The organism is Mycobacterium sp. (assembly GCF_008709575.1).
In the GTDB taxonomy this organism is placed as follows: domain Bacteria; phylum Actinomycetota; class Actinomycetes; order Mycobacteriales; family Mycobacteriaceae; genus Mycobacterium.
Map to the genome: position 1 here is coordinate 1 of NZ_VYIK01000043.1, position 15,815 is coordinate 15,815.

Genomic DNA, 15,815 nt, shown 5'->3' on the forward strand with positions numbered 1-15,815 from the left:
GGGTCACCCCTACCTGCCCTCACCAGCTTGTGGTCACCGTTATTTTCGTGTCAGAGCCGTTCGGATCGCGGTGGTGAACGCACCTGCTGATGACCGGCATCCGGTTGCCGACCGGCTCGCAGCGACGACACCAAAGCCCACCCTGAGCAGATCACCGCCCCGGTCGCCGCGGCAGCACCGCCATAGAGCCCGTAGGCGGCCGCGACCGGTGGATGGACGTTGACGTCGTAATACCACACTGTCAGCACCGCGATCAGCAGCGAGATAGCCAACGCGGCAACCGATGCCAGCCGCGCCGACAGGCCACGGCCCACCATCGCGCCGGCCACCAACAGCGCCGAGGACAGCAGCACGATCAGCTGGCCCGGGCCAAAACCCGGGGGAAGATTCAGGCTGCCCACGCTGCCGCCGATGGCATTTGCCCTACCGCCGCCGTTGACGTTCGTCGTCAGCCACGGTAGCCAGGCGCTGAACGATATCACCGCCGCGCACAGGGCGACCAGCCAACCGGGGCGCAGGCGGGACATAGCCCGACATTATCGCGTGGCGCTGACTCCATGGCATCGGCCGCACCTGCGTCAGGCTGCGGCGAACACGGTGACGAAGTTGTTCAGCGATTCCTCGATATCGCTTTTCAGCGCGGCGGCCACGACCATGCCGATCGGTCCGAACAAGGCCGGACCACCCAGATGCACGTCAAAACTGACGACCGAGCCCTCGTCCTTGGGTTGGACCTTGGCCAGCAGCTTGACTTTGACACCACCGACGCCGGTGCCGTTGAGCGTCATGGCCTCTGGCGGCTTGTAGTGCACGATAGTCCATTTGATCCGGTTCGGCATGCCCTTGACTTCGACGATCGACTCGATGACCGTCCCTTTCTCCAGTGTTCCGGGAAGTTTGCTGCGCCACACCCGATGGATGGTCAGCCACTCCTTGTAGCGGGACAGGTCGGAGGCATGCCCCCAAGCCTGTTCCGGTGGCAGCGGGACGTCGATGGATCCGGAAAGCTTGGCCATGGTCTAGTACCGCTGTCCGCCCACCCGGCCTGACACATGTTGCACCGCGTCCGGCAATCCCATCACTGCGTCCTCTCCTTTCCGAAAGCCGACAGGTCATTGTCGCGGCACCCGGTCATCCCCACAACCGGCGGCGCTCGCCGAGCACGGCGCCCTGCATCCACCACACCGCCTCGACCGCCGCAGCGCCCAGCAGCCCGATCGCGACCGCCGTCGACGTTACGACCAGGTTGGATGGATCCAGCAACAACTTTTCCCGGGCCAGCGGCACGCTGAACATCACCAGGTAGGCCAGCGCTGAAGTTACCACCAGCGCCACGCGCCACCACTGGTACGGGCGTGCCACCACGGCGAGAACCCACAACGCGCCCATCAGCAGCGTGATCAGCGCGCCGGTCGAAGCCTGCGTTTGCTGCTCGGGAGTGGCCGCACGGCCCTGATAGGAAACCAGGTAGGAAACGAAGGTGGCGGTACCCACGACCAGCCCCGACGGCAGCGCCGCAGTCGTCACTCTGCGGACGAAGCCGGGTTGGGCGCGCTCGTTGTTGGGTGCCAACGACAAGATGAACGCCGGGATGCCGATGGTGAACCAGGCCGCGATCGTGACATGGATAGGCTGAAACGGATACAGCAGCGGATCGGCCCCGAACCACTTGGCGCCCAGCCCGGCCACTCCCACCAAGAGTGCGAGCAGCACCGAGTACACCGTTTTGGTCAAAAAGAGATTGGCGACCCGCTCGATGTTACCGATCACCCGCCGACCCTCGCCCACCACGTACGGCAGGGTGGCGAACCTGTTGTCCAGCAGGATAATCTGGGCCACCGCGCGCGACGCCGGGCTACCCGACCCCATCGCGACGCCGATGTCGGCAGCCTTGAGCGCCAGCACGTCGTTGACGCCGTCACCGGTCATCGCCACCGTGTGTCCGTGCGATTGCAGGGCGCGCACCATGGCGCGCTTCTGGTCGGGGCGCACGCGACCGAAGACGGTGTAGCGCTCCAGCGCGTCGGCCAGCTCGGCCGGCTCGGCCGGTAAGCGGCGCGCATCGATGCTCTCGCCGGTTAGTCCCAGCCTGGCCGCGACCGCCCCGACCGACGCCGCGTTGTCACCGGAGATCACCTTGATCGCGACCTTCTGGGCCGCGAAGTAATCCAGTGTCGCACGGGCATCGGGCCGCAATTTCTGCTCGAGCACCACCAGCGCCACCGGGGTCACGCGGCCGGGGGCATCCGGATGATCGACGGGCAAGTCACTGGCGCCGAGCAGCAGCACCCGCAGCCCCCGGCTGCCGATCTGCTCGGCCGCGACGGCGGGCGCCGACGCCGGATCGACCAGCACGTCCGGAGCGCCGAGCACCCAATTACCGTGCCGGGCGCCGTAGGAAGCGCCGCTCCATTTGGTCGCCGACTCAAATAGTGCGACAGCGGTCGGCGCCCAGTCAGGTGGCACAGGGTAGGCCTCGGCGATAGCCGCCATGCTGGCGTTGGGCCGGGCGTCCGCGGCGGCGAGCGCGGCCAGCACGTCGCCGATGTGATCGCATCGGCCGTCGAGCTCACTGACCGCAGAGACCCGCATCGCGTTCTCGGTCAACGTTCCGGTTTTGTCGGTGCAGACCACGTCGACCCGGGCCAGCCCCTCGATGGCGGGCAATTCCTGGACCAGGCAGTCTCGCGCGCCGAGGCGGACCACGCCGACCGCGAACGCGATCGAGGTCATCAGCACCAGTCCCTCCGGCACCATCGGCACCAGCGCGCCGACCATCCGCAGCACCGATTCCCGCCAGCCCGCATGCGTGGTGAACAGCTGACCGTAGATAGTCAGCAAACCCACCGGCACCAGCAGGTAGGTGACGAGCCGCAAGATCGTGTTGATACCGCTGCGCAGCTGGGATTTCACCAAGGTGAACTTGCTGGCCTCATCGGCCAGTTTGGCGGCGTAGGCGTCGCGGCCGACCTTGGTGGCGCGGTAGGCGCCGGTGCCGGCGACGACGTAACTGCCCGACATGACCGGATCGCCGATGTCCTTCCCAACGTGGTCGGCTTCGCCGGTCAGCAGCGATTCGTCGACCGCCAGACCGGCTTGCTCGACGACTTCGCCGTCGACGACAACCTGGTCGCCCGGACCGAGTTCGATGATGTCGTCGAGCACCACTTCGGCGGGCATCAACGCACGAACTCCAGATTCTCTGCGCACCAACGGTTTTGCCTGACCGACGATCGCGAGCTTGTCCAGAGTCCGCTTGGCCCGGATCTCCTGGACCGTGCCCACGATGCTATTGGCGACGATGAGCAGGCCGAACACGCCGTTGATCAGCGAACCGGTGGCCAGCACGATGACCAACAGCACGCCCAGAATTGCGTTGATCCGGGTGAAGACGTTGGCGCGGATAATCTCGGCAACGCTGCGCGTCGCCCGCGCCGGGACGTCGTTGGTTTTGCCGTCGGCGATCCGCTGGGCGACCTCGGCGTCGGTCAACCCCCGAATCGTCATGGACGCATGCTAGACGGCGCCCGCATAGCCGTTACGGCTCGTCCTCGTCGAGTAGCTCGTCGCGGCGGTGGATTCGGTTGACCCGCGGCGGTCCGGTGCCGTCGCTCCAGGCCAGCCGGCCGTCCTCGGTGACCGTGGTGGTGACGTGACCCAGCGTGACCGCGGTGTGGTCGGACGGGCAGGCGAAGTAGAGGCTATCGGCATCGGTGTGCCCACCGTCGGCCCAGGCGACGGCGTGGTGGACTTCGCAACGGTCACCGGGTTCCAGGCAGTCCGGCCGAGTGCAACCACCGTCGCGCGCATAGCAGATGATCCGCTGGTCGACGGTGGCGATGCGTTTGCTGCGACCCAGATAAAGGGGGCGATCGGAGTGGTCTTCGAAGACCGCCAGATAGTGAATACTGTCGGCGGCCATGCGAATGACATCGCGCATGGGTAGTCGGGTGTTGCCGCCGGTACGGGCCGGCGCCGGCATCGGGACCGTCGAGTCGTGTGCGGCACGGGCGGCCTGCTCGAGTTCGGCCAGCCTGGCCGTCACGATCACGGTGACCGGCACGCCGCGATGCACGCCGAGCCCGCCGGACGAGAGTGCCTGCCGCAGCGCGAGCTTGAGCGCGTCGTGACAGCGTTGTGCCGGCGTGCGGTCGTCCCGTGCGCCCGGATCGGCATCGGCGTCGGGCAGGTGGCGTCCCGGGCGGATCGCCGCCGTGATGGCTTCCAGGTAGGCGCGGGTTTCGGGATCCAGCCAGCCGGACAGCCGACTCATGCCGTCCACGCCTTGCGATCCCAGCACCAACCCGCGCCGTTTCGCACGGTCCTGGTCGGAGAAGTTGCCGTCGGGGTTGAGGCAGTCGGCGATCCGGTTGCCCACCGCGGTCACGAATTTGGCGTCCTGCTTTGTGGCGTGCCGCACGAGAATACGCTCGGCTTTGTCGCGATCGGCCGCGCTGACCGCAGCAGGCAGCACATCCAGGGCGTGCAGCACTGCGGCGATGTGATCATCGCCGAGTGCCCCGGCCTCGACGGCCGCACTCAGCTGCGGCAACTCCGGCGCCAGCACAGGGCCGATCAACGAACGCCGTGGCGTTATCCGTGCGGCGACCCGAAACCGGCGCTTGACCTCGGCGGTAGTGATCCGCAACCGGCGACACAGCAGGTGACGTATCGACACGTCGGCGGGCAGCGCGGGATCGTCGGGGCCGTCGGGCGGGTCGGCGATTTCGGCGAACAGCCGATACGACAACCCGCCATTGGTACGACTCAGCGTCTCGAGTCGCTCGGCCGCCTCGAGACGAAAGGCGTTGCCCACCAGATCGGTGCAGGCCTCCCGCAGCCGAGCATAAGCAGCCTCGATCAGGTCGAGATCGGCGCGTACGCCGGCCCGCACCGCATCTGCGGGCAAGGTCGCCTCGGTCGAACGCATAGATCCACGATATCGAACAATTGTTCGAAGTGATGGGCCGGTCGAGCCAACTGTGGACAAAACGCGAACTGTGGATAACTTGCGGCACCGACGACGGTCTGCAACGCGGCAACGAACGGCTCAGAACCGCCACCACGGCTCGCATTGCACGGACCCCGGGGCTTGCACGCGCTCGCCCGGCCTGGGCACCGCCACCTCGACGTCGGACGTCTCGGCGGCGGCCAGCAGCCGCTCGATCGGCTCTGCCCACGGGTGCGGCGCCAGCCGGAAGGTGCCCCAGTGGATCGGCACCAGGAGCCGGCCGCCGACGTCGCGATGCGCCTGCACGGCTTCTTCGGGATTCATGTGGATGTCCGGCCACGCCCTGTTGTAGGCACCGACGGGCATCAACGTCACGTCGAACGGCCCGTGTTCGGCGCCGACGTCGGCGAAGCTGCGGGTGTAGCCGGTGTCGCCACCGAAGTAGGCGCGATGACTGGGTCCGATCAGCGTCCACGACGACCACAGCGTGATGTTGCGGTCCAGGAAGCGCCCGGAAAAGTGCCGCGCCGGCGTGCACACCAGCCTGAGCCGGTCGACCCGGGCGCACTCGTTCCAATCCAGTTCGACGACGCGTTGGCGGGGAATGCCCCAGGCTCGCAGATGCGCACCGACACCGAGCGGCACGAAGAACGGCGCCCGCTGCGTGCGGGTCAACCTGACAACGGTATCCATGTCGAGGTGGTCGTAGTGGTCGTGGCTGACCACGATCGCGTCCACTGCCGGCAGCTCTTCCAGCGGCATCGGCGGGGGATGCATCCGGGCGGGCCCGATGACCCCCGAGGGCGAGCAGCGGTCACCCCACACCGGATCGGTCAGCACCCGGTATCCGTCGATCTCGATGAGTGTCGTCGAGTGCCCGAGCCAGCTCACCGCCAGGGAGCCGGCCAGAGGGTCGATGACAATCGGACTGCGCAACGGAATCGGCGCCGCGGGCCGGGCAGCGCTGCGGCCGCCGACGATCTCACGCAGGATGAGCCGCCGCTGCGCGCGATCTATCCGTAACAGCGACGCCGGGTCGCGATTGACGAACCCCCCGTTGCGGTAGTTCGGGGAGCGGCTGGCGACCGCGCGGATCGCCGCGGGAGAGGCACCCAGAGCAGCCGCAGTCCCGTGCACGGCACGCAGCGCCCACCCGCCCGACGCCAACGTAGCCGTGCCGACGGCCTGTCGCAGCGACTCCCGCAGCATCCGGTTCAGGCTCCCTGGAACTTCGGCGGCCGCTTCTGCATGCGGGCCACCTGCGCCTCGATCACATCCTGGCTGGCCCAAGCCTTCTCGTAGAGTTCCTGGTGAACCGGCCACGCCTCTTCGATCGCCCCGTCGTCGTTGAGCACCCGTTTGGCGTGCTGCAGCGCCAGCGGCGCCAACCCGGCGATCTCGGCGGCCCAGGCCTGGGCATCGGCCAGGGTGCCGATCCGGTTGGCCATGCCGGTCTGCAGGGCGACCTCGGCGGTCAACTGCTCCGCAGCGAGCAGCATCGCCCGCGCGCGGCCATGACCGACCAGTGAAGACAGTCGACGGATGCTCCAATTGTCCAGCGCCAGACCGTATTTTGCCGTCGGAAACTGAAAGAACGCGGTCGGCGCCACGACCCGCAAATCACACTGCATCGCCAACTGCAGACCCGCGCCGATTGCCGGACCGTTGATCGCGCCGATCACCGGCATCGGGGTCGCGTCCATGGTCTTGTGCAATTCGATCAGCCGGTCGGGGTAGTCGGCGGCAAACGCGTCGCCGCTTAGATCCGCGCCGGCGCAGAACACCGTGCCCTGTCCGGTCAACACGATCGCGCGGACGTTCTCGCCGGCCGCTTTGGCTAGGGCTTCGCGCAGCTCCTCGACGAGCTGGGAATTGAGCGCGTTGCGTCGCTCGGGCCGTTGCAGCTCAATGGTCAACACGTCGTCGACGCGGGTGACACCGATCATGTGCCCCACCTTATCCGGCCTCGAATCAGCCAGAACTTGTCAGCAGCCGCCAATCGGCCGGTAATCCGTCGGTCTTGGCCGTCTCTCCCTCGGCTTCCAGGTGCAACGTCACGTCGCCCAGTCGCAGATCAGTCAGTGCCAGCTTGCCCCACGTCGTCGGCAGATGCGGCGCAAGCGACAACTGCCGGCGCGGAACGTCGGGCTGCAGGCCCAGGAACGAGCGCAGCAGGAACAGCGGCGTGGCACTCGCCCAGGCCTGCGGTGAGCACGAGGTGGGATAGGGCACCGGTGAGGCGAACTGCGCGCGCGGGAAACCGCAATACAGCTCGGGTAGCCGCCCGCCGAACAATTCGGCGGCATCCAGCAGACCGGTTCCCAGCCGCTCCGCCAAGGCCAGCGCACCCGGCACGTGGCGGTAACGCAGCACACCCGCGACCGCGATCGCGGTGTCGTGTGGCCACACCGAGCCGTTGTGATAGCTCATCGGGTTGTAGGCGCCCATCGTGGTGGCCAGCGTACGCAGGCCGAATCCGCTGTCCATCTCCGCGCCTGCCAGCCGCTCGATGATCGCGGCGGCGTGGTCATCGGTCGCCAGACCGGTCCACAGGCAGTGGCCGACGTTGCTGGTCAGCGCATCGACCTGGCGTTTGTGGCGATCCAACGCGACCGCGTAGCAGCCTCGCTCGGGAAGCCAGAAGGTGTCGAGGAACCTGTCCCGCAGCCTTTCGGCCCGTTGCCGCAGCCGCGCTGCCGTGGCGGCATCATCGAACGCGTCGGCGAGTTCGGCGCGCGCAAGGAGCGCCTGATACCAGTAGCCCTGCACTTCGCACAACGCGATCGGCGGCTCGGCAGGATGCCCGGCCGCATTGTTGATGCCGTCGAAGCTGTCCTTCCAGCCCTGGTTGATCAGCCCCCGATCGGTGGCTCGCTGGTACTCGACAAAACCGTCGCCGTCACGGTCGCCATAGTTGTCCGCCCAGGCCAGCGCAGCATCGGCCGCGGGCAGTAGCGATCGCACCATGACCTCGTCGGCGCCCCACCGCCAGCATTCGGCCAGCAGCATGACAAACAGCAGCGTGGCGTCGATCGAGCCGTAGTAGACGCTGCCGCCCAGCACGTCGTCGCTGGCCGGGCCATGACGCACCTCGTGCATGATCCGGCCGGGTTCTTCCTCGGTGAGCGGATCGACTCGCCGTCCCTGCAAGCTTGCCAGCTTCTGCAGCGTGCCCACCGACACCGCGACATCCAGGGGCAGCGCCATCCACGCGGTCAGCAGGCTGTCGCGGCCGAACAACGTCATGAACCAGGGTGCTCCGGCAGCGAAATACGGCCGCCCGCGACCACTTTCATCATGCATGAGCAGGGCTCCGAGGTCGCTTTCGGTCTGGCGCAAGATCGCGGCCAGCCCGGGATGGTCGGTTGCGACGTTGGTCGAGGTGTCGCGCCAGGCTTCGATCTTGCGGGCCGGCGCGCTGGATTCCACCTGCTCGCCACGGCGAACGCGCGTGGTGATCTTCTGGTTGGCCCAGGTGGGCTGGATCACGATCTCGGTCTGCCACCGTTGCCCGGGGGGCACCACCACCCGCCAGGTCAGCGCCCCGGGCAGCACGGTCGGATGTCCGGTCGCCGCGATCGTCAACCCGCGCACCCGGTCTGCTCGTTCGTGCAGGACCAGCTCCCCATCGACCACCGCCATGTCCGCACCACCGGCGGTCACCCGACCCTCTTTGACCGCGAACAGGTCTGCGAAGTCGGCATCGACATGCAGTTCCAGCGAGACCACGGTGTTTTCTTTGTCCAGATTGTGCAGCGCTATGGTCTCGCGGAGTCCGTCGGCGAGCAGCCGCTCGCGCACCACCAGCAAGGTGCTGTCAAGCCGTCCTGAGCGTGGCGGCCTGCGGGAGATGAACTGCGCGGCAAACGCCTCGGCAGACTCCACGCACAACGACTCGGCCGGCTGGCCGTCGACCCGCAGCTCCCAGCGAGACAGCACCCGGGCGTCCCGGAAAAAGAACCCGTGCGACTTGCCCACCAGCATGTCGCCGTAGCGATCGGACAGGCAAAACGTCCCGCCTTCGACAAGCGTGACGGTTTCGCAGCCTGACCCGACCGCGACCGGCGACCCGCTGTTGAAGGCTGCCGGCACGGTCATGCGGTGGCTTTCCGGTCAATGTCACAAAGGTGCGCCCGCCGCTGGAGCGGTTCGACAACGACCCGCGCCGGTGCCTGATCGTCGTGCACGCCCCGACCCCCGACCACCTGCCGGTATATCTGCTCGTAACCCGAGCAGAGCTGTGCGACGTCGAAATTGGCGGCAACATGGCGTCGGCATGCTGCCGGATCGAGGCTGGCTGCCCGCTGGATCGCGTCCGGCAGGTCGGCCGCGCTGTCGCACACCAGGCCGGTCACCCCGTCGGCGACCACCTCGGGAACAGCGCCGCCGCGCAACGCGACCACCGGCGTTCCGCACGCCATCGCCTCGATCATCACGATGCCGAACGGCTCCTCCCACTGGACGGGGAACAACAGGCACCGCGCACCCGCCAACAGTGTGCGCTTGCTGGCGGCATCAGCCTCCCCGAACACGTGATCATTGTCGTTGAGCAGCGGGCGCACGCATTCCTCGAAGTACGCCTTTTCCGCCGGCTCACTGCATTTGCCGGCCAACACCAACCGGATCCCGGCCTCATGCGCGGCCCGAACCGCCAAGTGGGCGCCCTTGTAGGGCGCGTATCGGCCCAGGAACAGAGCATAGTCGCCTTTTTCCGCGCGGAATGGCCACTCGGCGACCCGTAAGGCATTGTGCACTCGCCCGATCCAGTTCAGGTCGGGTGCCAGTTCGCGTTGCCGGTCGCTGATGGCGACCAACCCGACGTCGTCGCCGAGCGCCCGGTAGTAGGGGTGCAGGTCGTCGTCGATGGGGCCGTGGACGGTGACCACCGTCGGCACGCCGAGCGCCCGATACACCGGTGCGTTCAGCGGACCGGCAAAGGTGTGGTCGTGCACGATGTCGACGCCGTCGGTCGCTACCAGCTCCGCGATCGCGTGGCGCACCTTCAGCGCATGCATCACCTCCGGATACGGCTCGCCAAGCCGGTCGCCGACGGTGCGATCCCAGACCGGGATGAACTGCGCAGCGGTGCGGGATTCCCCGGCTCCGAGCACGCTGACCCGGTGCCCACGGGCCACCAGGGTGTCGGCCAGGTCGGCGACCACGACCTCGACGCCGCCGTATCCGTTCGGTGGGATGTCGAAGTACGGGGGCGCAACCAGCACGATCCTCAGCGGACGCGTGGCATGCGAACGATTTGCCGGGAAGACGAAATCAGCGCCGCGCATTGATGTTTGCCTCCTTACAGATCCCTGCGCCACAGCAGTTAGCACTCACGCCCGACGAGTGCTAATTATGGTCGACCGAACCGGGCCTGCCAAGTCGGCCGAGACCGATTTCGCACTCGGGTGGCTACTCTCGAGCGGTGGACCGGATCGGGATCGACGACCTGCGTGATGCGGTATTGGACCCCGGATCCTTCGTCAGCTGGGACACCGAACCGCTCGTGGTGGCCACCACCGAGGCGTACGCGCGAGAATTGGCCGCTGCCCGCACCGCCACCGGCCGAGCCGAGTCGGTTGTCACCGGCGAAGGTCGACTCAACGGCCGCCGGGTGGCCGTCATCGCCTGCGCATTCGACTTTTTGGCCGGATCGATCGGCGTGGCCGCGGCGGAGCGGATCACCGCCGCCGTCGAGCGGGCCACCCGGGAAGGCCTGCCGCTCCTGGCGTCACCGAGCTCGGGAGGCACCCGGATGCAGGAAGGCACCGTCGCGTTCGTCCAAATGGTCAAGATCAGCGCCGCGATCGAACTGCACAAACAAGCACACCTGCCCTATCTGGTCTATCTGCGCCACCCGACCACCGGCGGAGTATTCGCGTCCTGGGGCTCGTTGGGGCATGTCACCGTTGCCCAACCGGGCGCATTGGTCGGCTTCCTCGGCCCGCGGGTTTACGAGCAGCTCTACGGCGCAGCGTTTCCGCCGGGGATCCAGAGCGCCGAGAACCTACAGCGTCACGGCGTGATCGACGGCGTCATCCCGCTGAAGTGGCTGCGCCGCACCCTGGAACGAGCGCTGAGGGTGTTGGTCGACCCGCCCGGGCCAGTCCCGCCGCCGCTCCCGCATCAACCAATACCCGATGTGCCGGCATGGGATTCGGTGACGGCGTCCCGTCGACCGGATCGGCCCGGCGCCCGGCAGCTGCTGCGGCACGGCGCCACGGAATGTGTTTTTCTGTCCGGCAACCGAAGTGGTGGGGCCGGCAGCATGATTCTGGCCCTGGCCCGCCTGAGTGGCCAGCCCGTGGTCGTGTTGGGGCAGCACCGGGTCTCCGGCGGGCTCGTGGGCCCGGCCGCGCTGCGCGAAGCGCGCCGCGGCATGACGCTGGCTGCTGGGTTGCGGCTGCCGCTGGTGCTGGTCATCGACACCGCCGGTCCGGCACTGTCGGCAGCCGCCGAACAGGGCGGCCTGGCCGGCGAGATCGCCCGCTGCCTGGCCGAGCTGGTCACCCTGAACACCCCGACGGTGTCGGTACTGCTGGGACAGGGCACCGGAGGTCCGGCGCTGGCGCTGGTCCCCGCCGACCGGGTGCTGGCCGCCCAGCATGGCTGGTTGGCCCCACTGCCTCCCGAGGGCGCTAGTGCGATCATGTTCCACGACACCACGCACGCCGCCGAAATGGCTGCTGCACAGGGTATCCGGTCGACAGAGTTGCGGTCAGCCGGAATCGTCGACGTCATCGTGCCCGAATATCCCGATGCGGCCGACGAACCGATCGCTTTCGCCAAGCGGTTGTCACAAGCCGTCGCTCGGGAAGTTCACGTGCTGCGTGCCCTACCGCCTGCCGAGCGGCGTGCCGCCCGCCTGCGGCGTTACCGACGGGTCGGGTTGCCCTGAGACACTCACCGCTCCCAGCGGACCGGTCCGACCCACAGCGGTGGTCGGTCGCCACGCCCGAAGCGTCTGCGCGTCACGGGTATTCGAACCGGGACGGAGCTCGTTCGCACGGGGTGGGCACGGTCATAGGCTGCGCGACGGCGCGGGTCGCGCAACAGGGCGTAGGCGGCCAGAATCTGCCGAAGCCGTTCGTCGGCTCCGGAGTTATGATCGCCGGCGCGCCTGTCGGGGTGATAGTCGCGGAGCTGGCGCCGGTACGCGTGGGTGATCTCGGCCTGAGTCGCGGTCCGCGACACACCGAGCACCGTGTAGGGATCTTCCATCCTCAGCAACCCCGCCTTCCGGGCAGCGATTCCGATACAGGGGCGGGCGCGCCGAGCGATGCGCGCCCGCCCCTGATCGATGACGTTCGTGCTGCCCACCAATACGGCCACGAACGGTGGCAGCGCGCGCATAACTGCTTCAGCGCGCCTCAATACGTAGCAATGCTCGTGGACAGCACGCGGGTCATCGGCCCAATTATGTCTTTCGTCGCATCACCTCCTCGCTGCCTTCAGCCAACCTCACCGGCGCAGTGTCGCCGTCGCCGACGCACCGCTGCGCCGTCAGGCGTTGATCGCGGTCTGCTGACCGTCGTGGCTTATTGCGATACGACGCGGCTTGGCCTGCTCGGCCACCGGGATCGTCAACCGCAACACACCATCTTGGTAATTGGCCTCGATGTGGTCGGTATCGAGGTTTTCACCGAGGAAGAGCTGTCTGCTGAACACGCCGCGGGGACGTTCGGCCGAGACCATTTCCCGGTTCTGGTCCAGCTCGGGGCGTTCGGCGCGGACAGTGAGCACATTGCGTTCGACGTCCAAATCGAGTGAGTCGGGCTTCACCCCAGGCAGGTCGAACTCGACAATGAACCGATCGCCGTCTCGCCACGCGTCCATCGGCATGACCGCCGGCCGGGCAGCGGTTCCAAGCACCTGTTGGGTCCACCGGTCGAGTTCCCGGAAGGGATCGCTACGCATCAGCACCATGTCTAGACCTCCCGAGTTGTCACAGATGACTTATGTCTGATGACATAGCTTTGTGATATCACTGAAAGCATCTTTCTGCAAGGGATCATTCCGAGTTTCTCTTGGCGACGACCAATCGGCGCGCACCGTGCCGGTCGCGGGAGCTGGGCTGATCGCGGTTGGCCAGCCGCGCACGTCAACAGGAGTCGTCCTGTTCGCCTCGGCGTGTTCTGCATGCAGCTAGAAAGAAACTGTGCCTGCGGACGTAGCTTTACATGTTCTATTATTATAGGTTCCCGCAGACATCGACCAACGGCATCGAGCAGAAACGGAGAACCGGTTGACCCACGACGCGACACCGCGGTCAGCTCGCGGCGTTTACGGCATCTCGGTAGCATCGGAGCTGTCGGGTATCGGGCCGCAGACGCTGCGGCTGTATGAACGCTGGGGACTGCTGAACCCGGATCGCACCGACGGGGGTACCAGGCGCTACAGCGACGACGACCTCGCGCGACTGAAGCGCATCAGCGAGCTGGTCAGCCAAGGTGTTAACTTGGCCGGGGTAGTCCAGATACTCGACCTTGAGGACAAGAACAACCAACTCGAACTCGACAACACGGCGCTGAGATCCACCGCACTGCGGGCTCGCCGCGGGTCGCAACCCGGCAACGGCCCATCGCGTTCGGGAAGGAGGGATTCCGATCATGACGGACGTCGAGCGCATCGCACCAATCGACGCGGTACCCGAAGCTGACGTGGCCGACCAGCGTCATGCGGTCGATTCCGAGGACGAAACCGGCCTGGACACCTCCTATGTCGCCGACATCGCGACTCGCGAGGCCAACCCGGCCGACCTGATCGATCAGGCGATCGTCGTGCCCGTGCCGCACGAGGACTAAACCCCGGGAAGCGGCCCGGCCAACCGGCAGCGCGTTCGGCCAAGGCTCAGACTTCGGCGCCGGGACTGTCAGGCAGCGCGTCGTCGCTGGAAGATTGACCGTCGAATAGCTGACCCCAGGTGCGCCGGGCTACCGCTGCGGCTTCCTCGTCGACCTCCCGGCCCGGCCGGGTCTCGGCGAGAGCGACGAGGGCATCCGCCAGGCTGACCGGATTGACACCGTGGCGCTTCGCGGTCTGCATCAATTCGACGAACGCCCAGTCCAGCGGGTATCGCCGTAATGCCACCAGAACACCCTCGGCGGTGTCCAGAATCCGCGCGCCGATACGGCGGGTGTCGGACGGCCGACGAAATTGAGTCATCGAACTCACCTCGCTCTCACAGGACAACGTGGGCGGATGCGGTGGCGTCCGCGGGCCGGGCACCGCCGGGGGGACGGCTTTCGGACGCGCCATCCCCAGCCGGGCTGGGTGTTCTCATGAACAACCGGGGCCGGGTGCACACCAGGTCGGGCGGTGCGGCATGCCTATCCTCTCCCTAGTTCTTTGCTGATCGAGAACTTTGTTAGCTACAACTTATGACCCCGATCACATATTTCCTATGTGCTATGTAATAAATTATTGCGGGAGGGCAGCTGTCGGCAACGGGCCTGCCTCGTGTCATAGCTCCCCGCTGCGCTGCTACATCTCTGTCAAAATCGTTGCCGAAAAAGACTCGCAGATGACGTTGCGATGACCGGCGACATACCTCACCATTGCACCGATGACTCGTGATCGGGCCGCGTTGCAAGCGGTCAACTTTTTCATGGCTGACATGGAAGCCGGCATGGGGCCCTTCCTGGGAGTGTTGCTGGCCAGCCGTGGCTGGAGCACCGGCACAATCGGCGCGGTCATCACCTTGGGCGCTATCGTCGGCATGTGCACCGTCGCACCGGCGGGGGCACTTGTCGACGCCACCACCCGCAAGCGGGCCTGCGTTGTCGTCGTGGGTCTGGCCGCGGTGGCGGCCTCGGCGGTGATCTTGACGACCCGGCATTTCTGGGTCGTCGCCGCCGCGCAGGCCACCATGTGCATTTCGGGGGCCACGATCGCCCCGGCGGTCATCGGCATCACACTCGGCGTCGTCGGGCAAGCGGGATTTACCGCGCAGAACGGCCGCAACCAGGCCTACAACCACGCGGGCAACATGGTCGGAGCCGCGCTGTCGGGGCTGCTGGGCTGGTTCTTCGGCTACGCCGCGGTGTTCTGGCTGGCCGCGGGCTTCGCGGCGGCCACAATCGGCGCGGTACTGGCCATCCCCGCCGGCCACATTGACCACCACGTCGCCCGTGGCGAGGCGCACAGCCACGGCCAACCCGCGGTTAGCGCGCTGCGCGTGCTGCTCCGATCGCGGCCGCTGCTGGCCGTGGCCGCTGCGGTGATGTTGTTTTGGCTCGGCAATGCGGCAATGCTGCCGCTGTACGGGCTGGCGGTGGTGGCCACCCGTGCCAACCCGTTCACCACGGTGGCGGCCACAGTCGTGGTGGCCCAAGCCGTCATGATCGTGGCCGCGCTGGCGGCGACCCGAATCGCCCTGGCCCGCGGCTATTGGCTGACCATCCTGATCGCGTTCAGCGCATTACCGGTCCGTGCGCTCACGGCAGCCAGTGTCATCACGACCTGGGGCATCATCCCGGTGCAGGTACTCGACGGCGTCGGCGCGGGCATGTTGTCCGTGGCGGTGCCGGGGCTGGTCGCCCGCATACTCGACGGCACCGGACACGTCAACGTCGGCCAGGGCGCCATCATGGCCGCGCAAGGCCTCGGCGGTGCACTCAGCCCGCTTCTCGGCGGATTCGTCGCCCAACACCTGGGATTTGCGCCGGCCTTCGTGATGCTGGGAGGCCTGGCACTGGGATCGGTGCTCGTGTGGCTGGGATTCGCTGCCACGCTGCGCCGGGTCGGGGAGCCGGGCACCTCGGCTGCCGAGTTATCGGTAGCGCGTCCCGCGCCGGCGCCATGAGCTCGCCCGCCCGGTTCGGCCGACGCGCGCGGACGCGTGCGGATGTTCCCACGGCAACGCTTC

At 67.2% G+C, this 15,815-nt stretch carries 15 protein-coding genes; 4 read left to right on the plus strand and 11 right to left on the minus strand.

Translation table 11 applies throughout. The annotated features are described in order from the left end of the window. Positions 1-50: 50 nt before the first annotated feature. The 8 genes from F6Q13_RS11125 to F6Q13_RS11160 all read right to left on the minus strand — a co-directional run bounded on the left by F6Q13_RS11125 (position 51) and on the right by F6Q13_RS11160 (position 10,236). Positions 51-527: a hypothetical protein gene (locus F6Q13_RS11125; RefSeq protein WP_293056289.1), complete on the minus strand. Its 477-nt coding sequence runs from the start codon at positions 525-527 to the stop codon at positions 51-53. Between the two features lie 51 nt (positions 528-578). Continuing rightward, positions 579-1,016, minus strand: a complete 438-nt coding sequence (locus F6Q13_RS11130) for an SRPBCC family protein (RefSeq protein ID WP_293056291.1) — start codon at positions 1,014-1,016, stop codon at positions 579-581. Positions 1,017-1,131: 115 nt separating this feature from the next. Continuing rightward, the gene (locus tag F6Q13_RS11135; protein WP_293056294.1) at positions 1,132-3,507 is read right to left on the minus strand and encodes an HAD-IC family P-type ATPase; all 2,376 of its coding nucleotides are present in this window, start codon (positions 3,505-3,507) and stop codon (positions 1,132-1,134) included. A gap of 31 nt (positions 3,508-3,538) precedes the next feature. Next, positions 3,539-4,930 (minus strand): HNH endonuclease signature motif containing protein, encoded by a 1,392-nt coding sequence (locus F6Q13_RS11140; RefSeq protein WP_293056296.1) that lies wholly within the window; start codon positions 4,928-4,930, stop codon positions 3,539-3,541. Between the two features lie 120 nt (positions 4,931-5,050). Next, complete coding sequence (locus tag F6Q13_RS11145) at positions 5,051-6,160, minus strand: MBL fold metallo-hydrolase (RefSeq protein ID WP_293056298.1); 1,110 nt, start codon at positions 6,158-6,160, stop codon at positions 5,051-5,053. A gap of 5 nt (positions 6,161-6,165) precedes the next feature. Next, positions 6,166-6,897 (minus strand): enoyl-CoA hydratase, encoded by a 732-nt coding sequence (locus tag F6Q13_RS11150; RefSeq protein ID WP_293056300.1) that lies wholly within the window; start codon positions 6,895-6,897, stop codon positions 6,166-6,168. Between the two features lie 25 nt (positions 6,898-6,922). Beyond that, entirely contained in the window at positions 6,923-9,049 is a 2,127-nt protein-coding gene (locus F6Q13_RS11155; RefSeq protein WP_293056302.1) for a glycogen debranching N-terminal domain-containing protein, read from the minus strand. Further along, positions 9,046-10,236: a glycosyltransferase family 4 protein gene (locus F6Q13_RS11160; protein ID WP_293056305.1), complete on the minus strand. Its 1,191-nt coding sequence runs from the start codon at positions 10,234-10,236 to the stop codon at positions 9,046-9,048. The genes F6Q13_RS11155 and F6Q13_RS11160 overlap by 4 nt, the downstream gene beginning before the upstream one ends. Before the next feature lie 137 nt (positions 10,237-10,373). On the opposite strand from F6Q13_RS11160, the gene F6Q13_RS11165 reads away from it, so the two are divergent. Further along, complete coding sequence (locus F6Q13_RS11165; RefSeq protein ID WP_293056307.1) at positions 10,374-11,846, plus strand: carboxyl transferase domain-containing protein; 1,473 nt, start codon at positions 10,374-10,376, stop codon at positions 11,844-11,846. Between the two features lie 5 nt (positions 11,847-11,851). Here F6Q13_RS11165 and F6Q13_RS11170 read toward each other — a convergent pair whose 3' ends face one another. After that, positions 11,852-12,169, minus strand: a complete 318-nt coding sequence (locus tag F6Q13_RS11170; protein ID WP_293056309.1) for a J domain-containing protein — start codon at positions 12,167-12,169, stop codon at positions 11,852-11,854. Between the two features lie 282 nt (positions 12,170-12,451). Beyond that, positions 12,452-12,874, minus strand: coding sequence for an Hsp20/alpha crystallin family protein (locus F6Q13_RS11175; protein WP_293056311.1), 423 nt, complete (start codon positions 12,872-12,874; stop codon positions 12,452-12,454). Positions 12,875-13,193: 319 nt separating this feature from the next. On the opposite strand from F6Q13_RS11175, the gene F6Q13_RS11180 reads away from it, so the two are divergent. Together F6Q13_RS11180 and F6Q13_RS11185 are read left to right on the plus strand one after the other, a co-directional pair. Then, positions 13,194-13,607, plus strand: a complete 414-nt coding sequence (locus F6Q13_RS11180) for a helix-turn-helix transcriptional regulator (RefSeq protein WP_293056313.1) — start codon at positions 13,194-13,196, stop codon at positions 13,605-13,607. After that, the gene (locus tag F6Q13_RS11185; protein ID WP_293056316.1) at positions 13,558-13,752 is read left to right on the plus strand and encodes a hypothetical protein; all 195 of its coding nucleotides are present in this window, start codon (positions 13,558-13,560) and stop codon (positions 13,750-13,752) included. The genes F6Q13_RS11180 and F6Q13_RS11185 overlap by 50 nt, the downstream gene beginning before the upstream one ends. A 46-nt stretch (positions 13,753-13,798) precedes the next feature. Here the strand turns inward: F6Q13_RS11185 and F6Q13_RS11190 are convergent, their stop codons facing one another. Further along, positions 13,799-14,113 (minus strand): hypothetical protein, encoded by a 315-nt coding sequence (locus tag F6Q13_RS11190; RefSeq protein ID WP_293056318.1) that lies wholly within the window; start codon positions 14,111-14,113, stop codon positions 13,799-13,801. 400 nt (positions 14,114-14,513) lie between these two features. Between F6Q13_RS11190 and F6Q13_RS11195 the strand changes: the two genes are divergently transcribed. Next, positions 14,514-15,752, plus strand: coding sequence for an MFS transporter (locus tag F6Q13_RS11195; RefSeq protein ID WP_293056320.1), 1,239 nt, complete (start codon positions 14,514-14,516; stop codon positions 15,750-15,752). The last annotated feature ends 63 nt before the right edge of the window (positions 15,753-15,815 follow it).